The sequence below is a fragment of the Nocardia amikacinitolerans genome (genome assembly GCF_900215415.1).
Taxonomy (GTDB): domain Bacteria; phylum Actinomycetota; class Actinomycetes; order Mycobacteriales; family Mycobacteriaceae; genus Nocardia; species Nocardia amikacinitolerans.
Genome location: NZ_OBEG01000003.1, coordinates 614,730 through 638,751, shown reverse-complemented (window position 1 = coordinate 638,751; position 24,022 = coordinate 614,730). Strand labels below are relative to the sequence as shown.

Genomic DNA, 24,022 nt, shown 5'->3' with positions numbered 1-24,022 from the left:
CCTCGTCATACCGGCGACGCCCGCTACGACCCCGCGAACGGGGCCGCCCGACCGAACGGTGGTTGCAGTGACATCCGAGAAGCCCGAGCCCCTCGACACCGCCGAGCTGGCGCGCCGCTTCGAGGAGCACCGGCCGTATCTGCGCAGGCTCGCCTACAGCACGTTGGGCAGCCTGGCCGACGCGGACGACGTGGTGCAGGATGCCTGGCTGCGGTTGCAACGCCAGCACGAGGCGGGCACCGCGGGCAAGATCGAGAACCTGCGCGCCTGGCTGACCACCGTGACCGGCCGGTTGGCGCTCGATCAGCTCGGCTCGGCGCGCGCCCGCCGCGAACAGTACGTCGGCGACTGGCTCCCCGAGCCGGAGGTCACCACCGTGGACGATCCGGCCGATCGGATCACCCAGGACGAGCGGGTCACCACCGCGCTGCTCGTCGTACTCGAATCCCTCTCCCCCGCCGAGCGCACCGCGTTCGTGCTGCAAGACGTGTTCGGCATGAGCGGCCCGGAGGTCGCCGAGGTGGTGGGGCGTACACCGGCCGCGGTCCGCCAGCTCGCCTCGCGCGCGCGCAAACGTGTCGAGGACGGAACGCCCCGCTTCCCCGCCTCACCCGACGAGCAAGAAAAGGTGGTGTCGGCGTTCGCGGTGGCGTGGCGATCCGGGGATCTCAGCGCGCTGCTGGGCGTGCTCGACGCCAACGTCAGCCTGACCGCTGACGGCGGCGGCAAGGTGCCCGCCATCCGCAAGGGCGTGCAGGGCGCGGAGCTGGTGGCGAAGCTGCTGCTCGGTTGGTACAACGCGCCGTCCGCGCGCGGCGCGTGGGGCCGGTCGGTCCTGGTCAACGGCGAGCCCGGCCTCGTCGTCTTCGACGGCGCCCACACCGGCGTCTTCTCCTTCACCGTCGACGACGGCCGCATCGTCGCGCTGCACATCGTCCGCAACCCGGACAAGCTGCGCGAACTCCCCGAAACCGACACCCCCGATTGGTTCCTCGGCCCGGACCAGGGGTAGGTCAGTCGCTACGCACCAGATCGTCGACGGCGCGAACGACGTCGGGCGGGGCGGTCGCGATGACGGTGTCGAGGGCGTGGCGGGCGGTTTCGAGGTCGCGGATACTCGCGTCGATGCGGTCGCGTTCGCGATACAGGTCGACCAGGAGTTCGGGGCAGTCGGCGATGAGTTGTCCATCTCCGGTGGAAAGGCAGGGGAGCAGGTCGGCGATGGTGGTGGTGGACAGACCCGCGGCGAGCAGGCTGCGGATGTTCAGCACGGTCTCGACGTCGGATTCGGTGTACTCCCGATACCCCGAAGGCTGCCGGTGCGGCCGCAGCAGCCCCTGCTCCTCGTAGTAGCGCAGCAGGCGCTGGCTGACTCCCGTGCGTCGCTGCAATGTCCCGATGCGCACCGCGGCCTCCGATACGTACTTGACTCTCACATTGATGTGAAACTTTAGCGTAGCGGCATGACCGATCCAGATCCCTTGCACCCCAACCGAACCACCACCGCACCTGCTGGTCCCCGTGACTGGCTCGGCCTCGCTGTGCTCGCCCTGCCGACCCTGTTGCTCGCGATGGATGTCACCGTCCTGTATTTGGCCGTGCCGCACCTGACGGAAGATCTGCGGCCGACCGGCATCGAACAGCTGTGGATCGCCGACATCTACGGCTTCATGATCGCCGGCTTCCTGATCACCATGGGCACGGTCGGTGACCGCATAGGCCGACGCAAACTGCTGATGATCGGCGCAGCCGCGTTTGCCGCGGCGTCGGCGCTTGCCGCCTTCGCCACCGGCCCGCTACTGCTGATCGCCGCCCGCGCGCTGCTCGGGATCGCGGGCGCGACCCTCATGCCCTCGACGCTCGCGTTGATCAGCAACATGTTCCGCGACGCCGGACAACGCGCGATGGCGATCGGGGTGTGGGCCACCTGCCTGTCGGCGGGCATGGCCCTCGGCCCGATCATCGGCGGCTCGATGCTGGAGTCGTTCTGGTGGGGTTCGGTCTTCCTGCTCGCCGTGCCGGTGATGGCTCTGCTGCTGGTGACCGCGCCGATACTGCTGCCGGAGTATCGCGACCCCGAGGCGGGCCGCGTCGACCTGCCGAGCGTACTGCTGTCGCTGGCGACCATCCTACCCGTGATCTTCGGCATCAAGAAGTCGGCCGAAGCGGGGCTCTCCGCGGTGCCGGTCGCGGCGATCGCAGTGGGTATCGGCTTCGGCCTGCTCTTCGTCCGCAGACAAGGCGAACTCGCCGACCCGCTGCTCGATCTGCGGCTGTTCGGCAACCCGACGTTCCGCGCGGCACTGCTGATCCTGCTCTTCGGACTCGGCACCGTCGGTGGCATCTACCTGTTCATCACGCAATACCTACAGCTGGTGCGCGGTCTGACGCCGCTGGGGGCCGGGCTGTGGTTGCTGCCGCCGGCCGGGGCGCTGATCCTGGCGTCGATGCTGACGCCGATCATCGCGCGCAAGGTCGAACCCCGGTTCATCGTCACGGCCGCACTGGCCATCGCGACCCTTGGTTACCTGACGCTTGCCTTCGTCGACGCCGTCGGTGGGCTTCCGGTGCTGGTGTCTGGCTTCGTGCTGGTGTACGTCGGTATCAGCCCGCTCATGGTTCTCGGTACCGATCTGGTCATCGGGACGACGCCACCGGCGAAAGCGGGTTCGGCGGCGGCTATGTCGGAAACCAGCATGGAGTTCGGTGTCGCCACCGGTATCGCCGTGCTCGGCGTCATCGGCACCGCGATATACCGGGCGGGCGTCGCGGGCTCCCCGGTGCCGGGAGTGCAGCCGAGGGTGCAGGAGGCTGCGGAGGACTCGCTCGGCGCCGCCGACGCCGCGGCGACCGATCTGCCCGCCCATCTCGGCGACACGCTGCTCTCCGTGGCTCGCGATGCGTTCACGAGCGGCCTCAACAGCACGGCGCTCGTGTGTGCGGCGATCACGGCCGCGTTGACCGCTGTGGCGCTCACGTCGCTGCGACCCGCCGCGGCTTCTTCCTCGCACGAGGCAGACAGGGCGCCGCATTTGTGAAGCGTGCGCGGGCGGGGTCAACCTGCCAGGCCGACCGTCTCCGTGACGGGATAGCCATGGGCCGCGGCCACTTCGGCGGAGAGCAGGCGTCCTCTGTCGGCGGCGAGGCCGTGGGCGAGGTCCGGGTGGGTGGTGCACGCGTCGCGCCACCCGTGGTCGGCGATGGCGCGCACGTACGGGAGGGTGGCGTTGGTCAGGGCGACGGTGGCGGTGTGCGGTACCGCGCCCGGCATGTTCGCGACGCAGTAGTACAGCGCGTCCGCCACCCGGAAGGTCGGATCCGCGTGCGTGGTCGGCCGCGAACCCGCGAAGCAGCCGCCCTGGTCGATGGCGATGTCGACCAGCACCGACCCGGGCCGCATCGCCGCGACCATCTCCTCGCTCACCAGCTTCGGTGCGCGCGCACCCGGCACGAGCACCGACCCGATCACCAGATCGGCGCCGAGCACCGCGCGCTCGACCTCGGCGGCATTCGACGCCACCGTGGTGATCCGACCCTGGAACCGCGCGTCGAGTTCGCGCAGCTTCCCCAGGTTGGTGTCGAGCACGCTGACCCGCGCGCCCATCCCGGCGGCCATGATCGCGGCATTGGTCCCCGCCACGCCGCCGCCGAGGACGACCACATCGGCGGGCTGCACCCCGGGCACGCCGCCGAGCAGCACACCGGACCCGCCGAGCGGCGCCATCAGGTGATAAGCGCCGACCTGCGGACCCAACCTGCCCGCGACCTCGCTCATCGGCGCGAGCAATGGCAACGAGCCGTCGGCGGCACGCACCGTCTCGTAGGCGAGGGCGGTGATGCCGGAGCGCAGGATGGCCTCGGTGCAGTCCCGCGAGGCGGCCAGGTGCAGGTAGGTGAACAGCACTTGACCCCGGCGCATCCGCGGGTACTCCTGCGCGATCGGCTCTTTCACCTTCAGAACCAACTCGGCATCCGCCCACACCGCGTCCGGGCCGTCCACCAGCGTCACGCCCGCCTCGACGTAGTGCCGATCGGCGAAGCCCGACCCGACGCCCGCGCCCGCTTCGATCAGCACCTGATGCCCGAGCCGAACCAGCTCCCCTGCGCCCGCGGGGGTGAGCGCGACCCGGAACTCCTGCTCTTTGACCTCCCGTGGCACTCCGATCCTCATATCGCCATCGTGGACCACCCGGCGACGGTTCGCCACGACGGCGCGCACACCCCAGCGGACAACTTCCGCCCGATCCGCCCGCAACTGCGCCACCGCACACCACCCCGACCCCACGGCCGAAAATTATCCGTGCCACTACTCGACCGCCCGCCGTCGACGGACTTCCGCCACGGCTCGGCGCGCCCATCGCCGACGGACTTCGGCCACGACTCAGCCCGCCCGCCGGACGGACTTCGGCCAACCCCCGGCACGCCCGTCGCTGACAGACTGCGGCCACGACTCGGCCCGCCTATCGCCGACGGACTTCGACCACGCTCAGCCCCGCCCGACGCCGACGAACTTCGGCCACCGCCCGGCACACCCGTCGCCGACCGACTTCGACCACCGACCCCGGCCAGCGCGCGGCGGTGGAAAGTTTTCAGACGGCGATGACCTCGCCAATGACCGGAACACGCAACCGGTCGGCCAGACCGGCGTAGCCGAAAGCGCGCGCCAGGTGATCCAGCGTCTCGGTGAAGTGCGCCCACCCTTCCGCGTGCACCGGAACGATCACCGCCGCACCGAGCAACTCCGCGGCCCGCACCGCGGTCCGCGCGTTCAGTGTCAGGTCGCTGTCGCCGAACCGTCCGACGTTCGCCGCCCCGACGTTCAGCAACGCGATGTCGATCCGCTCGAACCGCTCCGCGATCTCGGCGACCACGTCCACCGACGCGTTGTCGCCGGACACGTACACGGTCGGCTCACCCGTGGCCTCCAGCACGAAACCGGTGACCGTCCCGCTCAACGGCTCGCACCCTTCCGGCCCGTGCAGTGCGGGCACCGCGGTGACGGTGACCGCTCCGACCTCGAAGCTCTCCCAATTCCGCAGCCCCTGAACGTCTTTCATTCGGGTGGCGGCTTCGGCGGTGGAGAGCACCGTGTCGACGGTGGCGAGAAGGGCCCGCCCCGCGGTGTCCAAGTTGTCGGCGTGCTGGTCGTGCGAGAGCAGCACGACGTCGACCGGGCCGACTTCGTCGACCGGCACCGCTGGGCCGGTCAACTTGTGCAGGGTGACCGGGCCGGGATAGTCGCCGGGCTCGTCAAAGGTGGGATCGGTCAGCCAGGTGCTACCGCCGTAGCGGAAGCGGACGGTGGGCCCGCCGATGTGCAGGACTTCCAGGGCGGTGCGTTCGATCGTTTCGGTCATGACGTCGATCGTCGCCGCCGCGCGATCGCGCGAATAGTGGCCCGTGAGCCGCGTATCGCTAATATCGGGCCATGCATGAGGTGACCGTGCTCGCCTACGACGGGATCAGCCCGTTCCATCTCTCCGTACCCGGCCTGGTCTTCGGCAGGGTCGGCGCGGACGGACCCACGCCGTACACTGTGCGGGTCTGCGCGGAACGTCCCGGAATCCTTAGCACCCCAGGTGGTTTCGATATTCACGTCGCCGATGGCCTCACCGCCTTCGAGAGCGCAGACACCGTCGTGGTGCCCAGTTGGACGCGCGGCGCGGGAATCTCCGACGAACTGCGGGACGCGCTCCGGGCGGCGCACGCGCGCGGCGCCCGGATCGTCGGCCTGTGCCTCGGCGCCTGGGCGATCGCCGCCAGCGGTCTCGTCGACGGCCGGGAGATCACCACACACTGGTCGACGGCCGCCGACCTGGCACGCGCCTATCCCGCGGTGCGGGTGCGCGCCGATACGCTGTGGTCCGATCTGGGCGACGTCATCACCTCCGCGGGCGTCGCCGCGGCATTGGACTGCTGCCTGCACCTTGTCCGCGGGGATCACGGCAGCCGCGCCGCCACCGAGCTTGCCAGGGCGCTGGTCACGGCGCCACACCGCAGCGGATCCCAGGCGCAGTACATTCCCGTGGCGGTGCCCGACCAAGCCGAGAACGACCCGATCGAGCGCGCCATGGTCTGGGCGCGAACGCATCTCGGAGACCCGATCGATCTGGACGCCTGGGCCGCGGTCGCGGTGATGGCGCGGCGAACCTTCACCCGAAGGTTCCGCGAACGCACCGGAAGCAGTCCGCAGCAGTGGTTGCTGCACCAGCGCGCCGACCGCGCCCGGCTGCTCCTCGAGTCCACCGACGACACCGTGGATCGCATCGCCGCCGAAACCGGCTTCGGGACCGCGGTGAGCCTGCGCCACCACTTCCGCCGCCTGCTCGGCACAAGTCCCGCCGCGCACCGCGCCCTCTTCCGCGCCGCGGTCGACGCCCCCGTGCGCGAAGGCGGGCGCCGCGCGGCTACGTTGCCAGCATGAGGATTGAGGTCGGCGGGTTCGCGCCGGAGATCGATGAGAGCGCGTGGCTCGCGCCGAACGCGACGGTGATCGGGCGCGTGGCGCTCGGCGCCGAGGTGAGCGTGTGGTACAGCGCGGTGTTGCGCGGCGACCTGGAACAGATCACCGTCGGCGCGCGCACCAACATCCAGGACGGCTGTGTACTGCACGCCGACCCGGGCTTCCCGCTGACCGTCGGCAGCGGAGTGTCGGTGGGGCACAACGCGATTCTGCACGGATGCACCATCGGCGACGACGTGCTCGTCGGCATGGGCGCCACGGTGCTGAACGGCGCCGCGATCGGCGCGGGCAGCCTGATCGCCGCCAACGCGCTGATTCCCGAGGGCGCGCAGATCCCGCCGGGCTCGCTCGTGGCCGGTGTGCCAGGCAAGGTGCGCCGCGAGTTGAGCGAGGCGGAGCAGGATGGAATCCGGCTCAACGGCGCGGTCTATCTACACAACATGGCCAATCACCGCAGCGCGAAAGTGCTGTGATACATCACACACTGATCAAGGGTCCAGCACCAACGGCTGATAGCATTTTGCCTGCATGCTCGGCGTCCGACGGCTCGGCGAGACCGTCCGCACGGCGAGCATGATGCGTGACAGGCAGGAGGTATCACGGTGTCGTACCGGGACTCGAGTATGCACCGGCCGAAGGGGCGGATCAGCGTGGCCGACATCGCGGCCCAACCGGGCGGGATCGAGGCGCTTCATCGTCGCGTCCACGAATTGCGTTCCCGCGGGGTCGATTTCGCCGCGAACGCGATCGAAAAAGAGATGGCGGACCTGGACCTGCCCCGGCAGTGAACCCGGCACGGTAATTCGGCGATTCAGCGACGCCCTGACAGTGCCGTGATCTCAGCGCAGGACCAGATCGAGCACACGTTCGTGGTACGGACCCGCGTACCGGGTGACGAGGTCGACCAGTAGCGCATCCAGTCCGACGAGCACCTTCGCGTGCCCGCGCGCCGCACCGCGCAGGATGGTGCGGGCGGCGGCCTCGGGGCTGGTGCGCGCGACTTCGTCCTCGAATCGCCTGGCCACCGCGGCCCCGTCGATGCCAGGCGCGAACTGCGCCGTGCGCGCGATTGTGGTGAGCACGCCGCCGGGATAGACGCCGGTCACCCGCACCCGCCCGCCCGCTGCGCGCATGTCCTGGCGCAGCGATTCGGTGAACCCGCGCACCGCGAACTTGGCCGAGTTGTACGGCCCGTGCCCCGCCACCACCACCTTGTCGGCGAAACACCCCACGGTCCAACCCCTTTCACCCCATACCCGAATCGGGCACTCGATCAGGTTATCCAGAACGAAGGAGCTCGGGAAAGATCAACTAGCGGTCCCGACCGCCAACCACGTCGACTCGCACCACCCCACGCGCGCACCTCTCCGACGAACCCATCGACGACGCACCGCAGCCGGAGCTACATCTGCACCGGCCGGTTTGCGCCCCATCGGGTGCGCCAGCCCGATCGCTCATGCGCCGCGGCCTGCTGCACCCGAGGCCGAAGTCCGGGACTTCCATTCCGCCCGGTCTCACACCTTCGCGGAATCTCCGACCCCCACCTCGCGCGCTGGTGAAATAATGAACGTCCATCACCCGCACCGTCGCGGCGCCGCAGCGCACCGGTTTCCGCGCGAACGACTGGAGAATCGATGCCCACCGTTCCGTCCATGCTCCAGCGCATCCTCGACAAGCCCGTTTCCGACGGCGAGAAACTCCTGGAGAGCGCACTCTCGGCGTTCCTGGACTTCGGGATCAAGCGCACCAGCATGGGCGAGATCGCGCGCCGGGCGGGCATCAGCCCCGCGACCCTCTACCGGCGGTACGAATCGAAGAACGACCTGGTCGAGGCGGTGAGCGTGCGGGAGGCGCAGCGCTTCGTCGCCGAGATCGACAAGCGGGTGCGCACCGTCGAGGGCACCGAGAACCAGCTGGTGGAGATCTTCGTCGCCTTCATCACGGCGATCGCGGGCAACGAACTGCTGCGCAGGCTGCTGCGTACCGAGCCGGACCTGATCCTGCCGCGACTCACCACCGAGGGCGGTCCGATCCTGGCCGTCGGTCGCGCGTACCTGGCGGAGAAGTTGCGCGAGCTACGCGCCGGGGACGCCGACTTCGACGCCGATCTGGTCGCCGAGATCATGGCCCGCTTGGCGCTCTCGCTGGCGCTCACCCCCGACGGGCTCATTCCGCTCGGCGACGCGGAAGCCGGTCGCGCGTTCGCCCGGCGCACCCTGCTGCCCATGGTCGGCGTCCGCGCGTCCGCCTGAGTTCAACCCGAACGCCGCGTTCACCAGCTCGTCGAGCCGGTGCCGCGCGGCGTCGTCGGGCGTGCCGTCGCCGTCGACGAGCTCGGCGACCAGCGCCGCGATCTCCCGGGATGCCGCCCGGTCGGGATCCGGCAGCGGCAGCCGGGACACGTACTGCGTGATCCACCGCCGCCTGCCCGAGTACAGGCGGTTGCCGCACACGGCGTCGTAATAGCGCAGACCGAGTGCCGAATTCGCCACGCCCATAAGGAGATACGCCAGCCGCTCGGCCACCTCGGCGGCGCCGAGATCCTCGAGCGAGATCCAGTAGCAGTCCCCGTTCACCACCGCGCCGGACCGGTCCAGCGCGAAACGCGGCCGTTCGCTGATATCGGGAAACACCAGTTTCGGCACCCGCCACAAGTTGGGTCGCTGCGGCACCCAGATCTCGAACCACTCGCGGCCGCTGTCGGTGAGGTATTTGCGCGCGGCGAGCGTGGACTCGTGATCCCGCAGATACGCTGCCGCACTGGGGAATTCGCGCAGGTCCACCGGAACACGGCGCGGAGCGGCGGTGTCGTAGGGATAGAGCACGCGAGTGTCGGCGGCCCGCTCGATCCGCCACGGCGCCAGATCGTGGTGGGTGATCAGCTCCAACAGCAACTCGGCCTCCGGTCGCGGGTGCACCTGTGCCCAGCGATCGGAGATGAACACCCGGTCCGCGGTCGTCTTGATGCCGACCCGAATGCGGGCGACCTCACCGAAGCTCCGCCAAGTCCCCGCGCCGACGCGAGCGAGCCAGGAATCCACGCTCGGCCGCGACATCCGCCACGCGGACTGTGTACTCCCGCTTCGGCCGTGCGCGGCGGCACTTACCGACGCGCCCGTCGACAGGGTGCCGACCTCGACCGCGAAGGTCCGCCCGTTGTGCCTGACCAAGGAGCCGGACTCCGCGATGAGTGCATCGAAAAGATCTGTAGGGCACAGTATTTCATCGAACGGCACCTCGTAGGCCGAGACGTGACGGCACACCGGACCGCCACGGCCCCGGGTGGCGATGGTGACAGCGGGCAGCACGGCGGCCGCGAAGAGCTTGGTGTCGCCCAAGTCGTAGAGCTCGACCGGGGACAGTTCACCGAGCAGGATGGCGCGAATGTTCGCACCCGCCTTCGTCGTCAGAAAACGATTGGCGCACAACAAACCCAACGCGCCACCCGGAGTGAGCAGCCGCGACGCGACGGCGACGAAAGGGTGCGTGAGGTCGATGCGACCGCGCAGCCCGTACTGCCTGCTCAGCAACTGCGCGGTGGCGCCGCCGAGCTGCTGGGTGCGCACGTAGGGCGGGTTGGTGATGATCGCGTCGAACGAGCTGTCGTCCAGGTCCACGGCGTCGGCGAGGAAGTCCCCCGCGCGCCAGTCGACTTGGACGCCCTCCACCATCGCCCGCGTCCGCGCCACGGCGAGCCCTGCTTCGTCCAAGTCGTACCCGGTGAGCCGGAGCCGGACGCCGGGAAGGCGGGCTGCGGCTTCCCGATGCAAGGCGAGCAAGAGTTCCCCGTCACCGCACGCCGGATCCAGCACGCGCAGTTCGCCACCCGTGCTCGGGCGCGGCACATGCGCGAGCAACCGCCGAGCGAGGAAAAGCGCCAGCGCGGGCGGGGTGTAGTGCCGCCCATGCCGTTTGCGCTCCCGCGCGGCGCGGGTGTGCGAACCCATGGGTGGGATTGTGCCTCGCCGGAGAGCCGAGGGAGTGCTGATGCCCGGAACCCGCGCGCGTCGTCGGCGGTGGCCCAGCCGTGCGGCGTCCATCGAGCCCGCGCATCAGCGGAGCGTGCACGCGCTGATGGATCCCCGCCACAGTTCGAGAGACCTCAGCCCAGTTCCGAAATGAGACCATACCCGCTAGCATTTAGTCTCGAAATAGAACCAACCGAAGGAGACGGGTTCATGAGCCCGACCATTGCGCCCACCGACGCGTTCGCGACCCTGACCCAGATCCTCGACGAGCGATGGACCTGCCGACAGTTCCGGCCGGAGCGAGTGCCGCGCCCGACCATCGAGGCCCTGCTGCGGGCGGCCCAGCGCAGCCCCTCCTGGTGCAACACCCAACCGTGGCAGGTCGCGGTCACCGAAGGCGCCGCCACCGACCGATTCCGCAAGGAGCTGCTGGAGCACATCCAAAATTCCGCCGCCGCACCGGATTTCGCGTTTCCCGCGCAATACACCGGCGTCTACCGCGACCGCAGGCGCGAATGCGGCCTGCAACTGTACGAGAGCGTCGGAATCGTCAAGGGCGATCAGGCGGGCACCATGCGACAAGCGATGCGGAACTTCGAACTGTTCGACGCCCCGCACGTCGCGATCATCAGCACCGAGGCCGATCTCGGCGTCTACGGCGCCGTCGACTGCGGCCTCTACATCGGCACCTTCCTGCTTGCGGCCCAGAGCCTCGGTCTCGGCGCCGCACCGCAGGCGGCTCTCGCCTCGTACTCCCCTTTTCTGCGTGAGTATTTCGAGCTCTCCGAGAACCGGAGAATCGTCGCCGCCATCTCGTTCGGCTATCCCGACAGCGACCACCCCGTGAACGGTTTCCGCACCCGCCGTGCGGAAACCGATCGGGTCGCGACCTGGTTCACCGACTGATCGAACCACCGCTCAGCGGCCCGGCGACCCGGTGATCCGCCCCGGTCAGCCCCGGCCCCGGCTCGGGGCTGACGTCGCGGGCGGCGATTTCGCTTCCGCAGGAGTCGCATTCGAGTCGCACGTGCGCCTCGCCGGTGCAGTCGTGGTGCCGGTAGTGCACCGGCGGCCCGTCCGGCGCCATGTAGGTGTCGCCCCAATCCCGGATCGCCATCAGGATCGGGTAGATGTCGTGCCCCTTCTTGGTGAGCCGATACTCCTCGTGCGCGCCGACCGCGGCCGGTCGCTTCACCAGAATGCCGTGCTCGATCAGCCGGTCGAGCCGATCCTGCAACCTGCTGCGGGAAATGCCGAGCGCGCTCTGAAAGCCGTTGAACCGGCGAATGCCGGAGAACGCGTATTTGAGGATGACCAACGTCCACCGGTCACCGAGAACCACCAGCGGCCGCGTGATCGAACACGGCTCGTCGGCAAGATCCTCGTAACGCATCCCTCGATGCTACCCAGCCCCGTTGGCAGGCGCTGTCGGACGCAGTCCGCCCTCAGCCCGCGCACGGCCGGAGCGAAGGCGAAGGTACGCCCAGCGGGCGCTGTCGGATGCGGTCCGTCGTCGAACACGCCCGGCCGCGGCGAACGCGGAGGTACGCCCGCGTCCGAATCAGGCGTCCGTCCGCCGGTGGATGACGTACTGGAAGTGCCCGTCCTCCGGATCGGCACGCAACGGCCACGGCTCGGCCTCCAGCACGCGACGCCACTCCAGCGGCCGGTGCGCGTCCTGCTCGGCGAGCGACTGCGCGTCCGCGAGGGCGGCGCGGGAACCGATCGTCTGTTCCTCGGTGTCGCAGAACTCGCAGCTGTGTACCTTGCCGACCTCGTAGCGTTCCGGCACGACGGTCTCCTTCGAGCGAAAAAGCTTGGGCCCCGGGAGGTTTCCCGGGGCCCGAGCGGAGTCCTCACATCACAGCGGGATGTTCTTGTGGTGACTCTTGCGCGCGGGCGCGGCGGCCAGCGCGGCGGCGATGACACTGCGGGTCTTGGCCGGGTCGATGACCTCGTCCACCACCCCGATCGCGATGGCGCGCTCGACGCCGCCCGCGATCTTCTCGTGCTCGGCGGTGAGCCGCTCGTGCAGCGCCTCGCGCTCCTCCTCGGGAGCGGCGGCCAGTGCCTTCTTGTGCAGGATGCCGACCGCGGCCTTGGCGCCCATCACGGCCACCTCGGACCCCGGCCACGCGTACACCGCGGTCGCGCCGAGCGAGCGGGCGTTCATGGCGATGTAGGCGCCGCCGTAGATCTTGCGGGTCACCAGGGTGACGCGCGGAACGCGGGCCTCGGCGAAGGCGTGCAGCAGCTTCGCGCCACGGCGGACGACGCCCTCCCACTCCTGGCCGACGCCGGGCAGGTAGCCGGGCACGTCGGTGACCACGATCAGCGGGATGCCGAACGCGTCACACAGCCGCACGAACCGAGCCGCCTTCTCGGCGCTCTCGGAGTTCAGGCAGCCGCCGAGGCGCAGCGGGTTGTTGGCGAGCACGCCGACGGTGCGTCCGCCGAGACGGCCGAGGCCGACGACCATGCTGCGGGCGTATCCGGCCTGCAGTTCCTCGAACGTGGACTCGCCGTCGACATTGTCGAGCAGTTCGTGCACGAGCGGCTTGACGTCGTAGGCGCGCTTGGCCGACTCCGGCAGCATCGCTTTCAGGTCGACGTCGCCGTGCGCGGCGGCGGTCAGGTCGAACTCGCCCTGCTCGGCGAACATCGACACCAGGCGACGGGCGCGGTGCATCGCGTCGGCCTCGTCGTCGGCGACGATGTGGCACACGCCGGACTTCTTGCCGTGCGTCTCCGGACCGCCGAGGGTCGCCATGTCGACCTGCTCGCCGGTCACGCTGCGCACCACGTCGGGGCCGGTGACGAAGACCCGGCCCTCGGGGGCCATGATCACGATGTCGGTGAGTGCGGGACCGTAGGCGGCGCCACCGGCCGCGAAGCCGAGCACCACGGAAATCTGTGGGACGAGACCGGACGCGCGAACCATGGCCTCGAAGACCAGGCCGACCGCGTGCAGGGCCTCGACGCCCTCCGCGAGCCGGGCGCCACCGGAGTGCCAGAGACCTACGACGGGAACGCCGGAATCGATGGCGGTGTCGATCGCGTCGACGATGTGCTTGCAGCCCTCGACGCCCATAGCGCCGCCCATGACGGTCGCGTCGGAGCAGTAGGCCACGGTACGGACGCCGTCCACCTCGCCGATCGCGGCGAGGACGCCGGACTTGTCGCGCGGGTGCAGCGGAAGAACAGTGCCGGGATCGAAGAAACGCTGGAGCCGGCCAAGCGGGTCACGCGGATCGGTCGCTGTTTCCGGCTGAAACGCGGGAGCAATGATTGTCATCGCGTTTTCTCCTCAATCAAGAGAGTGCCGCTACCGCGGCTGCGTATGTCGAACCACCGGTGGGGTCGGACCAGGGGTACTGGCCGACCCCACCGGGGATCGTTGTTGCAGTCAGTCGGGCGGCTATGCGCGACCGAAGGCGAGCGCGACATTGTGCCCACCGAAACCGAAGGAGTTGTTGATCGCGTACTCGATCTCCTGGCGGCGGGCTTCGCCCTTCACCACGTCGAGGTCGATCTCCGGGTCCTGGTTCTCCAGATTCAGCGTCGGCGGAACGATGCCGTCCCGGATGCTGAGCACGGTCAGCACGGACTCGAGCGCGCCGACGGCGCCGATCGAGTGGCCGAGCGCCGACTTGGGCGCGTACACCGAGGGGTGGTTGCCGACAGCCTTGTTGATCGCGTTCGCCTCCGCGGTGTCGCCGATCGGCGTGGCGGTGGCGTGCGCGTTGATGTGCGTGATGTCCTGCTTGGACAGGCCTGCGGTCTGCATCGCGCGGGTCATCGCGCGGGCGGCGCCGGTGCCTTCGGGATCCGGGGCGACCAGGTGGAAGCCGTCCGAAGTGATGCCCGCGCCGAGCAGACGGGCGTGGATGGTGGCACCGCGCGCCTTGGCGTGCTCCTCGGTCTCGAGGGTCAGCAGCGCACCGGCCTCGCCGAAGACGAAGCCGTCGCGGTCCTTGTCGAACGGACGCGACGCACCCTTGGGGTCCTCGTTGCGCGTGCTCATCGCGCGCATCATGGAGAACGCCGCGATCGGCACCGAGTCGATGTAGCCCTCGACGCCACCGGTGACGACCATGTCGGCGTCACCCATCACGATCATCCGCCACGCGTTGGCGATGGCTTCCGATCCGGACGAGCACGCCGAGACCGGAGTGACCACTCCTGCCCGGGCCTTCAGCTCGAGTCCGACGCAGGCCGACGGCCCGTTCGGCATGACCATCTGAACAGCGAGCGGCGAGATCTTGCGGTAGCCGCCGTTCTTCAGCTTGTCGACCGAGTCGATGAGCGCGTCGCCGCCGCCGAGACCGGTGCCGATCGCCACACCCAGACGGTCGGGATCGACCTCAGGGCTGCCGGCGTTCTTCCACACCTCGCGGCCGAGGACGGTCGCGAGTCGCTCGACATAGGCCATGCGACGGATCTCGACCCTGCTCAGCAGGGTGTCGGGGTTGACCTTCAGGTGGCCGCCGATGCGGACCGGCAGGTCGTATTCCTCGACGAAGGAATCCTCGAGAACGTCGATGCCGCTCTCGCCGTTGAGGAGTCCCTTCCACGTCGCATCGACGTCGCCCGCGATCGACGTGGTCGCCGCCAGGCTCGTTACGACGACGTTGGGGAAATTCCCGTTCAAGGTGGAAGGAGTGGTCACTTTTCGGCCCTACTCGGCGTCGAACTTGGCCTTGAGCTCCGCGGCCGCCTCAGCGTTCTCGGCCTCGAGCTTCTGGATGTAGGCGACAGCGTCGCCGACCGTCTTCAAGCTGGCCAGATCCTCGTCCGGGATCTTCACACCGTACTTGTCCTCGGTCTGCACAGCGATTTCGACCATGGACAGCGAGTCGATGTCCAGGTCATCGACGAAGGACTTCTCGATGGTCACCTCGGAGGGCTCGATGCCCGTAACCTCTTCGATGATCTTGCCGAGTTCCTCGACGATTTGTTCCTGGGTCAGAGCGGCCACTTGGTGGCTCCCTTCTTGTTACTTTGTAGGGCTTCTTCTGTGTTTTTCGGGCCGAGGCCGCCGGGGGTTACCGTCGGTTCGGTCACGACCTCGCATTTTTTCGATGCGCGGTCGCGGAGGAAAGCTAGCCGGAGGTCGACAGTTCGGCCAACGCGGGGAGGTCCTCAGGGGTCTTCAGCGCCAGGTTCGGCGTGCCCTTCAGCTCTCGTTTCGCGATGCCGACCAGGGTTCCGGCCGGTGGCAGCTCCGCCACCGCCGAGACACCGGCCTGTCGGACGGTCTCGGTGCACAGATCCCAGCGCACGGGTCGGGTGACCTGTGCGGCGAGCTTTTCGATCGCGTCCTTGCCCGAGGCGACCGGCTGCCCGTCGAAGTTCGACAGCAGCACCCGGGTCGGGTCCTTGGGCGTGATCTTGGCGATGGCCTCCGCCACCGCGTCCTGGGCCGGAGCCATGAACGCGGTATGGAAGGCGCCCGCCACGGACAGCGCCCGAACCCGCGCCTTTTCCGGCGGGTTCGCGGCGAGTTCCGCGAGGGCGTCCAGCTTGCCCGCGGCCACGATCTGGCCCACCGCGTTGCGGTTGGCCGGAACGAGGTCCAGTTCCGCGAGTCGCGCGAGGACAGCGGCTTCGTCGCCGCCCAGCACCGCGGACATTCCGGTCGGCTCCAGCGCGCACGCCTTGGCCATCTCCCTACCGCGGATGGCGGCCAGGGTGACCGCCTCGTCGGAGCTGATCACCCCGGCGACGGCGGCGGCGGCGAACTCGCCGACCGAATGTCCCGCGATGATCGTAGCGGCAGGAAGCGAATCCTGTTCGATCTCCGCGTACGCCAGCAGCGCGGCGGCGACCACCAGCGGCTGGGTCACGGCGGTGTCGACGATCTCCTCGGCCGTCGCGGTGGTGCCGAGACGGACCAGGTCGAGGCCTGCGGCCTTGGACCACAGGGCGAGGCGATCATTCGCGCCGGGAAGGTCGAGCCAAGGCGCGAGCATGCCGGGTGTCTGGGACCCCTGTCCAGGGGCGAACAACGCGATCACGTCTCTAAGAAAACACTGTGAGCCCCGCCGCAAGAGATGTCGGCGCGAATGAAGCTTTCCGATGCGTTTTGTGGGAGTCCCACAAAATCCCACGTGGGTCGGACCGATCGACCGACTCGCCTTCGGCGTTACAGGCCCTCGTGACCGATTGGTACCGGAGTTGCCTCTGGGCTTGGAGTTGTCGATTCGTTACGCGTTCGTGTCAAACGACCCACTGTTGCTGCGATCCGGAGTACGTATGCGTCCCGCGGATTCATCGGATCCCGGCCCGTTATCTCGGCGATCCGTTTGAGTCGGTAGCGAACGGTATTTGGATGGACGTACAGCTGACGGGCGCACGTCTCGACGGCTCCCCCGCAATCCAGATAGGCATCGAGGGTGTCCGCGAGCGCCGAACCAGCGGCGGCCAACGGGAGGACAAGATACTCGTTCAGCGCGTCGATCGCACCTCGATCGCCCAACAAAGCGCGTTCGGGTAACAACTCCGCCGCGTGCACCGGCCGCGGCGCCCCGCGCCAGCCGACCACGGCCTCCATACCGGCCAACGCCTCCACGGCGCTCGCATGCGCCGCGCCCAGGGTCCGGGTGGTCGGGCCGATGACCACCGGACCGTCCGAGAACACTTCGGCGAGCAAATCGGCGAGGAACGGCGAGACGTACCCGGCGTCGCCGAGATGTCCGCTCACCACCATCACCAATCGGGTGCCCTGCACGACCGCGAGCGCCGCGCGCCCGTGCCGTGCCGCGATGGCATGCACCGAACCGACCGACGAGACGCCCTGCTCCCCCGGCGGCGTGCCGACGAGGACGGTGGCGGGCGCGGTGGCGTCCCAGTTCAGGGTGGCCGCCCTGGAGAGCATGTCCGGGCCGGTGTCGCCGCGCACCACCGCGTCCACCACGAGCGCCTCGAGGCGGGTGTCCCACGCGCCGCGCGATTCCGCGGCGCTGGCGTACACCGAGGCGGCCGCGAAACCGAGCTCGCGCCCGTATCGCAGCACCGCCTCGGTGAGCGCCACCAGCTGCCGGTCGTTGCGCGCGAGCGCGGGCAGCCACTGTTCGAAGAACTCCATGGCGACCCGCACCATGTCGACGGTCTGGCGCAGCGTCAGCCGCCGCGCCAGATCCTGCGGAATGACTTGGAACGCGTCCAGGCTGAACCGGATGTCGCTGTCGGGGTCCTGCAGCCACTCCAGGAAGTTCACCACCGCGGTCTGCACCAGCATCTGCACGCCGGCGCGCTGCGCGGCGTCCAGATCGGCGAAGAACGGCAAGCGATCCTGCATCGACCCCACCGCCTCGGTGGAGAGCCGTCCCGAGAACTGCTTCACCCGTTTGAGCAGCGTGTCCGGGAGCGGGTCGCGGTTTTGCCGGTTCGGTGAGAGCGCGCCGGTCGGCAGATACACCTCGTGCTCGGAGGAGCCTTCGGTGATCCGACGAGGCCGCGGCGGTTTACGTTCCACCATCCAATATTCCGCTATGCGAGATCTTCGTCCGAACTCACGGCTGCCTTCGGCGCGGCGTCCACATCATCGATGCGGTACTTCGCGGCCGCTTCCACCGCCTTCGATTCGTCGATCTTGCCCGTCCGCGCCAGCCCTTCCAGCGCCGCGACCGCGATCGACTGCGCGTCCACGTTGAAGACGCGCCGCGCCGCGGGCCTGGTGTCGGAGAAGCCGAAACCGTCCGTGCCGAGGGTGGTGAAGTCGCCGGGCACCCACTTGCGCACCTGATCGGGCACGGCGCGCATCCAGTCGGTTGCGGCGACGTACGGGCCCTCGACCCGCGACAACGCCTCGGTGATGTACGGAACGCCCGAATCCTCGCCCGGCTTGCGCAGCGCCGCGATCTCCTTGGCCAGCGCCTCCTTGCGCAGCTCGCCCCACGACGTCACCGACCAGACATCGGCCTGCACACCCCACTCCTCGGCGAGCAGCGCCTGCGCCCGGAGGCCGTCGGGCACCGTGACGCCGGAGACGAGGATCTGGGCGCGCACGTCGCCCTCGCCCCCGCGCCGGTACAGGTAGATGCCCTTCAGCAGACCGGCGACGTCCAGGCCTTCCGGCTCGGCGGGCTGCTGGTACGGCTCGTTGTAGAGGGTGATGTAGTAGAAGATGTCCTCGCCGCCGAAGGTGTCGGTGTCCGGCCGCTCCATGGGCTCGGTGCCCGGCAGCGCCGCCTGATGCGGCGGCGTCGTGCCTCCGCCGTACATCCGGCGCAGACCGTCGCGCACGATGTGGGCGATCTCGAAGGCGAAGGCCGGATCGTAGGTCACCACAGCGGGATTGGTGGAGGCGAGCAGCAGCGAGTGGCCGTCGTTGTGCTGCAGACCCTCACCGGTCAGCGTGGTTCGCCCGGCGGTAGCTCCGAGGACGAAACCGCGCGCCAACTGGTCCGCGGCGGCCCACAGTCCGTCGCCGGTGCGCTGGAAGCCGAACATCGAGTAGAAGATGTACAGCGGGATCATCGGCTCGCCGTGGGTCGCGTAGGAGGTACCCGCCGCGGTGAACGACGCCGTCGAACCGGCCTCGTTGATGCCCTCGTGCAGGATCTGCCCGACCGAGCTCTCTTTGTAGGCAAGCATCAATTCCGCGTCGACCGATGTGTACAACTGACCGTTGCGGTTGTAGATCTTCAACGAAGGGAACCACGAGTCCATACCGAAGGTGCGGGCCTCGTCGGGGATGATCGGCACGATCCGCTTGCCGATCTCCTTGTCGCGCAACAACTCCTTCATCAGGCGCACCAGCGCCATCGTGGTGGCCACGTTCTGCTTGCCGGAGCCCTTGCGCACCGAGCGGTACGCCTCGTCGCCCGGAAGTTGCAGCGGCTTCGCCATACTGCGTCGCTCGGGCAGGAACCCGCCGAGCGCCTGGCGCCGATCCAGCATGTACTGGATCTCGCGCGCCTCCATACCCGGGTGGTAGTACGGCGGCAGGTACGGATCCTTCTCCAACTCGGCGTCGGTGATCGGGATCCGCTGCAGGTCGCGGAAGTCCTTCAGATCCTGCAACGTCAGCTTCTTCATCTGGTGCGTGGCATTGCGGCCCTCGAAGTGCTTGCCGAGGGTGTAGCCCTTGATGGTCTTGGCCAGGATGACCGTCGGCTGACCCTTGTGTGCCATCGCGGCGGCGTAGGCGGCGTACACCTTGCGGTAGTCGTGACCGCCGCGCTTGAGATTCCAGATGTCCTGGTCGGACATGTTCTGCACGAGCGCCTTGGTGCGCGGGTCGCGGCCGAAGAAGTGGTCGCGGACGTAGGCGCCGTCGTTGGCCTTGTAGGTCTGGAAATCACCGTCGGGCGTGGTGTTCATCAGGTTCACCAGCGCGCCGTCGCGGTCGGCGCCGAGCAGCGCGTCCCACTCGCGGCCCCAGATCACCTTGATGACGTTCCAGCCCGCGCCGCGGAAGAACGACTCCAGCTCCTGGATGATCTTGCCGTTGCCGCGCACCGGGCCGTCGAGGCGCTGCAGGTTGCAGTTCACCACGAAGGTCAGGTTGTCCAGGCCCTCCATGGCCGCCACGTGCGCGAGGCCGCGCGACTCCGGCTCGTCCATCTCGCCGTCGCCGAGGAACGCCCAGACGTGCTGGTCGGAGGTGTCCTTGATGCCGCGATCGTGCAGGTAGTGGTTGAACCGCGCCTGGTAGATGGCGTTCATCGGGCCGAGGCCCATGGACACCGTCGGGAACTCCCAGAAGTTGTTCAGCAGCCGAGGGTGCGGGTAGGAGGGCAGTCCGTGGCCGAGGCCGCCGTGGCTGTACTCCTGCCGGAAACCGTCGAGCTGGTCGGTGCTGAGCCTGCCCTCCAGGAAGGCGCGCGCGTAGATGCCGGGCGAGGCGTGACCCTGGATGAAGATCTGGTCGCCGCCGCCGGAGTGGTTCTTGCCGCGGAAGAAGTGGTTGAAGCCGACCTCGTACAGCGCCGCCGAGGACGCGTAGGTCGAGATGTGTCCGCCGACGCCGATGCCGGGCCGCTGCGCGCGGTGCACCATGATCGCCGCGTTCCAGCGGATCCAGGCCCGGTAGCGCCGCTCCACCTCTTCGTCGCCGGGGAACCACGGCTCGTTCTCGGTGGGAATGGTGTTGACGTAGTCGGTCGAAGTCAGCGAGGGGATGGCGACCCGGCGCTCACCGGCTCGCTCCAGCAGGCGCAGCATGAGGTAGCGGGCCCGGCCGGGGCCCTCGCGGTCGAGCATTTCGTCGAAGGACTCGAGCCATTCGCTCGTCTCCTCCGGGTCGATGTCCGGCAGGTAGGACGCCACCCCTTCGCGGATCACCCGCACACGTCCACCCGACTGCGGCTGCGAACCGTTCGATTCGCGGCCCGTGGCGGGGGCGGGGGCGGCATTGGTTCCAGCGGATTTCGCTGGAACGGAAGAGTCGATCAGGTCGGTCAAATCTGCTCCTCGTACAGGGGTGGACAAGCTGATGGCGTCTGTTTCCCCGGGCGGGCGCGCTGGTGGGCGGACCACCCGTTACGTAAGGTTCGGGCGCACCCTCCATCCTTGCCGAGGATGCGTCCCAGGTCATCATGTCAGCAGGAAATCCAGTACCGTTTGCAAGAAAAGGGTTACTCCCCAGTTGCCCCGGTACGCGCCGGGAACCGGATGTCGCCCAGCTGGCCTGACCACCTGTTTTTCGAATACCGCCGATGGACGAAACAAGAGCGGGGAGGACGATGAAGCTGCTGAACCCACGCGGGTTCGGACTGGTGTGCGCGACCGCCGCGGTCGCGGCCGGATTGACGGTCGCGGGCTGCGCCGACCGGGTGGCGGGCAGCGCCCAGCCGAACACTTCGGAGCTAGCCGCGTACAAGACCGAGGCGGCGGCTTCGTCGGCCGCGGCCACCTCCTCGCGGCGGGCCGCGGCGCAAGCGCAGGCGATCAACGACAACTGCGCGCAGTTCCCCACCACCACCGGCGTCGGCGTGACGACCTACAACGCCTTCGTCGACGCGCACGACTCCAACGCTCCCGACTACGCCGCCAAGCGCGATCTGGCCGCGCAAACCCTCGAGGACGCGGCGACGAAAGTCGAGACCGGAGTGAACACCGCGGCGGGCGCGCTGCCCGACGACCTCGTCGCGAAACTCAACGAATACGTCGCCGCCGCACGCGCGTTGGCAGCGGAGACCCGCACCATGACCTACACCGCGCCGGTCGGTCCGCTCAACGAGGCCAGCAAACGGGTGAACGACGCGCGCAACGCGGTCCGCGACGCGTGCCCGAAACGCTGACGACACGGCGGCCGACGCGACATTCGGTGATCATTTTCGGCCGATCGGCTTGCGCTCGAGCCGATAACCATGTTCGCTTGCAACTATCTATTGTCGGGAGTTGAGGAGGACACCACCGTGGTCGCCGCGGCGGACGCGCAGAACTACGCTCAGAAGCTTGGCATTACACACGGCATGGTTGTCCAGGAACTGGGCTGGGACGAGGATACCGACGACGACCTGAGGGCTGATGTCGAGGACGCCAGCGGTGGGGAGATGGTCGACGAGGACTCCGACGAGGTGGTCGACGCCGTGCTGCTGTGGTGGCGCGAGGGCGACGGTGACCTCGCCGACGAGCTGATGGAGATCATCAGCCCGCTCGCCGACGACGGTTTCATCTGGGTCCTCACCCCCAAGACCGGTCAGCCTGGGCACGTCGACCCGAGCGAGATCGCGGAAGCCGCACCCACCGCGGGTCTGACGCAGACCTCGGCGATCAGCCTCGGCGGCTGGACCGGCAGTCGTCTCGTCCAGCCCAAGGCGCCGTCGAAGCAGCGCTGACCCTTTCGCTATGGTTTCGCCGGGCGGTGTCGTCGCCGCCCGGTGGAGACCCGAACCGATGGAGGACTCGCGTATGCCGCTCGAGGTGGGCACCCTCGCGCCGGATTTCACGCTGCGGGATCAGAACAACCAGCACGTCACGCTGTCGGACTATCGCGGCAAGAAAAACGTGCTGATCGTGTTCTACCCGCTGGCGTTCACCGGCATCTGCCAGGGCGAGCTGTGCAAGGTGCGCGACGAGCTGCCCAAGTTCCAGAACGACAACGCCGAGATCCTCGCCATCTCCGTCGGCCCGCCGCCCACCCACAAGATCTGGGCCGCCGAACAGGGCTACACCTTCCCCCTGCTCTCCGACTTCTGGCCGCACGGCGCCATCGCCCAGGCCTACGGCGTCTTCAACGAGAAGTCCGGCTACCCCAACCGCGGCACCTTCGTCGTCGACCGCGACGGCTACATCCGTTTCTCCGAGATGAACGGTCCAGGAGAGCCCCGTGACCAGGCGGCTTGGGAGAAAGCGCTCGCCGCGCTAGATTCATAGACCGTTGCCCGTCGGCCCCGCCGACGGAGACGGGCGTATAGCTCAGCGGTAGAGCACTGGTTTTACACACCAGCGGTCGGGGGTTCGATCCCCTCTGCGCCCACTCCGCTCATGGGCGAGCTGTGCTCACGGAGAGCGTGAGCCTGGTTCGCTTCGTCGTGTTTTGTGGGGGCGCAGCCCCCACGCCCCGCCCGGCGGGCTCCGCCCCCGGACCCCCGCCTCAGGCGCGCCTACCCGGAGCCGCGTTGCCCCCCAGCATCCACCCCTCCTCTGGTCCGCATACCCAAGCCGGTCCGCCTCCAAGGCCTGCCCGCCTCGGGTTCGCCTGCCAAAGTCGCTCCGCTTCCAGGCCTTCGCACCTCGGGTTTGCCTGCCAAAGTCGCTCCGCCCCCGGGCCTCCCACCCCGAGTTCGTCTGCCAAAGCCGCTCCGCCCCCGGGCCTTCGCACCTCGGGTTCGCCTGCCAGAGTCGCTCCGCCCGCCGGGCCTCCCCACCCCGAGTTCGCCTGGCAAAGCCGCTCCGCTCCCGGGCCTTCGCACCTCGGGTTCGCCTGCCAAAGTTGCTCCGCTCCCGGGCCTTCGCACCTCGGGTTCGCCTGCCAGAGTCGCTCCGCCCGCCGGGCCTCCCCACCCCGAGTTCGCCTGGCAAAGCCGCTCCGCTCCCGGGCCTTCGCACCTCGGGTTCGCCTGCCAAAATTGCTCCGGCCCAAGGCCTCCCTGCTTGGGTTCGCCTGCCCGAAGGTCGTTCGGTCCCCGGGGCCCCACCTCGGCTCGCCCACCTCGAGCCGCTTCGGCCCGTTCCCTACCTCGGCTCGCCTCGAGGACAGTCGTCCCGAGCCCTTGCTCGCCCACCCGAGTCGTTTCGGGCCCCCGCCTCGGCCGGCACAGCCAAAGCCACTTCGCACCGGCGCCCCTCGACGACGCTCGACCCCGGACACCCAGCTGGGCTCGCACTCAAAGTCGCCGTTCCCTGGACGCCTACTTCGGTTTCGTGCCCGAAGCCACTTTCCGCCCGGCCACTCCTCTCGCTCGCTCCCAAAGCTGCTGCCTTCCGAGCCTCATCACGAGCTCGCCTGTCCAGGCTTCGGGGCTCGGCCTCGGGTTGCCGGCCGGGGCCACTTCGCCAAGGCTCACCCACTTGACGCCGCTTCATCCCCGACGCCCGCCTCGGCTCGCCCGCGCGACGTCAGTTCTCCCCCGCGCTCGCATTTCGGCTCGCTGATCTCATGTTGCGGTAGGGCTTCGCTTCGAACCAGACGAGCTGG

Annotated in this window: 22 protein-coding genes, 1 tRNA gene and 1 pseudogene; 11 read left to right on the top strand and 13 right to left on the bottom strand. The window is 68.8% G+C overall.

All coding sequences use genetic code 11. The annotated features are described in order from the left end of the window. Positions 1-67: 67 nt before the first annotated feature. Positions 68-1,012, top strand: coding sequence for an RNA polymerase sigma factor SigJ (sigJ, locus tag CRP45_RS17260; protein ID WP_097245913.1), 945 nt, complete (start codon positions 68-70; stop codon positions 1,010-1,012). 1 nt (position 1,013) lies between these two features. On the opposite strand, the gene CRP45_RS17255 is transcribed toward sigJ, so the two are convergent. Continuing rightward, on the bottom strand, positions 1,014-1,436 hold the full coding sequence (locus CRP45_RS17255; protein WP_308209752.1) for a MerR family transcriptional regulator: 423 nt from the start codon (positions 1,434-1,436) through the stop codon (positions 1,014-1,016). A gap of 27 nt (positions 1,437-1,463) precedes the next feature. Here CRP45_RS17255 and CRP45_RS17250 point away from each other — a divergent pair, with 27 nt between their 5' ends. Next, positions 1,464-3,038, top strand: coding sequence for an MFS transporter (locus tag CRP45_RS17250; RefSeq protein ID WP_097245912.1), 1,575 nt, complete (start codon positions 1,464-1,466; stop codon positions 3,036-3,038). Between the two features lie 17 nt (positions 3,039-3,055). On the opposite strand, the gene ald is transcribed toward CRP45_RS17250, so the two are convergent. Beyond that, positions 3,056-4,171 (bottom strand): alanine dehydrogenase, encoded by a 1,116-nt coding sequence (gene ald / locus CRP45_RS17245; RefSeq protein WP_097246122.1) that lies wholly within the window; start codon positions 4,169-4,171, stop codon positions 3,056-3,058. Positions 4,172-4,589: 418 nt separating this feature from the next. After that, the gene (locus CRP45_RS17240) at positions 4,590-5,357 is read right to left on the bottom strand and encodes an MBL fold metallo-hydrolase (protein ID WP_097245911.1); all 768 of its coding nucleotides are present in this window, start codon (positions 5,355-5,357) and stop codon (positions 4,590-4,592) included. Positions 5,358-5,428: 71 nt separating this feature from the next. On the opposite strand from CRP45_RS17240, the gene CRP45_RS17235 reads away from it, so the two are divergent. From CRP45_RS17235 to CRP45_RS17225, 3 genes are all read left to right on the top strand, one after another. Then, complete coding sequence (locus CRP45_RS17235; protein ID WP_097245910.1) at positions 5,429-6,424, top strand: GlxA family transcriptional regulator; 996 nt, start codon at positions 5,429-5,431, stop codon at positions 6,422-6,424. Then, entirely contained in the window at positions 6,421-6,936 is a 516-nt protein-coding gene (locus tag CRP45_RS17230; RefSeq protein WP_097245909.1) for a gamma carbonic anhydrase family protein, read from the top strand. Before CRP45_RS17235 ends, CRP45_RS17230 begins: the two co-directional genes overlap by 4 nt. 177 nt (positions 6,937-7,113) lie before the next feature. Beyond that, on the top strand, positions 7,114-7,251 hold the full coding sequence (locus CRP45_RS17225; protein ID WP_245910181.1) for a hypothetical protein: 138 nt from the start codon (positions 7,114-7,116) through the stop codon (positions 7,249-7,251). Positions 7,252-7,302: 51 nt separating this feature from the next. Here CRP45_RS17225 and CRP45_RS17220 read toward each other — a convergent pair whose 3' ends face one another. Then, a complete protein-coding gene (locus CRP45_RS17220; RefSeq protein ID WP_097245908.1) occupies positions 7,303-7,695 on the bottom strand; it encodes an SDR family NAD(P)-dependent oxidoreductase in 393 nt (130 codons plus the stop codon). Positions 7,696-8,097: 402 nt separating this feature from the next. Between CRP45_RS17220 and CRP45_RS17215 the strand changes: the two genes are divergently transcribed. Next, complete coding sequence (locus CRP45_RS17215) at positions 8,098-8,715, top strand: TetR/AcrR family transcriptional regulator (RefSeq protein WP_067786032.1); 618 nt, start codon at positions 8,098-8,100, stop codon at positions 8,713-8,715. 1,077 nt (positions 8,716-9,792) lie between these two features. Here the strand turns inward: CRP45_RS17215 and CRP45_RS35135 are convergent. After that, positions 9,793-10,410: pseudogene (locus tag CRP45_RS35135) on the bottom strand (Eco57I restriction-modification methylase domain-containing protein); the annotation flags it as partial. A 231-nt stretch (positions 10,411-10,641) separates the two neighbouring features. On the opposite strand from CRP45_RS35135, the gene CRP45_RS17205 reads away from it, so the two are divergent. Further along, positions 10,642-11,337: a nitroreductase gene (locus CRP45_RS17205; RefSeq protein WP_097245906.1), complete on the top strand. Its 696-nt coding sequence runs from the start codon at positions 10,642-10,644 to the stop codon at positions 11,335-11,337. Here CRP45_RS17205 and CRP45_RS17200 read toward each other — a convergent pair. From CRP45_RS17200 to aceE, 8 genes are all read right to left on the bottom strand, one after another. After that, positions 11,327-11,824 (bottom strand): winged helix-turn-helix transcriptional regulator, encoded by a 498-nt coding sequence (locus tag CRP45_RS17200; RefSeq protein ID WP_067786036.1) that lies wholly within the window; start codon positions 11,822-11,824, stop codon positions 11,327-11,329. The two genes, CRP45_RS17205 and CRP45_RS17200, sit on opposite strands and share 11 nt — an antisense overlap. A gap of 168 nt (positions 11,825-11,992) precedes the next feature. Further along, positions 11,993-12,223, bottom strand: coding sequence for a hypothetical protein (locus CRP45_RS17195; RefSeq protein WP_097245905.1), 231 nt, complete (start codon positions 12,221-12,223; stop codon positions 11,993-11,995). Between the two features lie 69 nt (positions 12,224-12,292). Then, positions 12,293-13,726: an acyl-CoA carboxylase subunit beta gene (locus CRP45_RS17190; RefSeq protein ID WP_067786039.1), complete on the bottom strand. Its 1,434-nt coding sequence runs from the start codon at positions 13,724-13,726 to the stop codon at positions 12,293-12,295. A 123-nt stretch (positions 13,727-13,849) separates the two neighbouring features. After that, complete coding sequence (locus tag CRP45_RS17185; RefSeq protein ID WP_067786040.1) at positions 13,850-15,100, bottom strand: KasA/KasB family beta-ketoacyl-ACP synthase; 1,251 nt, start codon at positions 15,098-15,100, stop codon at positions 13,850-13,852. 9 nt (positions 15,101-15,109) lie between these two features. Continuing rightward, positions 15,110-15,409 carry a meromycolate extension acyl carrier protein AcpM gene (gene acpM, locus CRP45_RS17180; protein ID WP_040688302.1) on the bottom strand — a complete coding sequence of 100 codons (300 nt, stop codon included), beginning with the start codon at positions 15,407-15,409 and terminating at the stop codon, positions 15,110-15,112. 124 nt (positions 15,410-15,533) lie between these two features. Beyond that, entirely contained in the window at positions 15,534-16,448 is a 915-nt protein-coding gene (locus CRP45_RS17175; protein WP_097245904.1) for an ACP S-malonyltransferase, read from the bottom strand. A gap of 128 nt (positions 16,449-16,576) precedes the next feature. Then, positions 16,577-17,911: a PucR family transcriptional regulator gene (locus CRP45_RS17170; protein ID WP_067786044.1), complete on the bottom strand. Its 1,335-nt coding sequence runs from the start codon at positions 17,909-17,911 to the stop codon at positions 16,577-16,579. An 11-nt stretch (positions 17,912-17,922) separates the two neighbouring features. Beyond that, a complete protein-coding gene (gene aceE, locus CRP45_RS17165) occupies positions 17,923-20,727 on the bottom strand; it encodes a pyruvate dehydrogenase (acetyl-transferring), homodimeric type (RefSeq protein ID WP_218841167.1) in 2,805 nt (934 codons plus the stop codon). Positions 20,728-21,095: 368 nt separating this feature from the next. Between aceE and CRP45_RS17160 the strand changes: the two genes are divergently transcribed. The 4 genes from CRP45_RS17160 to CRP45_RS17145 all read left to right on the top strand — a co-directional run bounded on the left by CRP45_RS17160 (position 21,096) and on the right by CRP45_RS17145 (position 22,861). Beyond that, positions 21,096-21,680 carry a hypothetical protein gene (locus CRP45_RS17160; protein WP_245910180.1) on the top strand — a complete coding sequence of 195 codons (585 nt, stop codon included), beginning with the start codon at positions 21,096-21,098 and terminating at the stop codon, positions 21,678-21,680. A 117-nt stretch (positions 21,681-21,797) separates the two neighbouring features. Beyond that, on the top strand, positions 21,798-22,220 hold the full coding sequence (locus tag CRP45_RS17155) for a DUF3052 domain-containing protein (protein ID WP_097246119.1): 423 nt from the start codon (positions 21,798-21,800) through the stop codon (positions 22,218-22,220). Positions 22,221-22,293: 73 nt separating this feature from the next. Beyond that, on the top strand, positions 22,294-22,758 hold the full coding sequence (locus CRP45_RS17150) for a peroxiredoxin (protein WP_067786220.1): 465 nt from the start codon (positions 22,294-22,296) through the stop codon (positions 22,756-22,758). 31 nt (positions 22,759-22,789) lie between these two features. Continuing rightward, positions 22,790-22,861: transfer RNA gene (locus CRP45_RS17145), tRNA-Val, on the top strand. Positions 22,862-24,022: the final 1,161 nt, after the last annotated feature.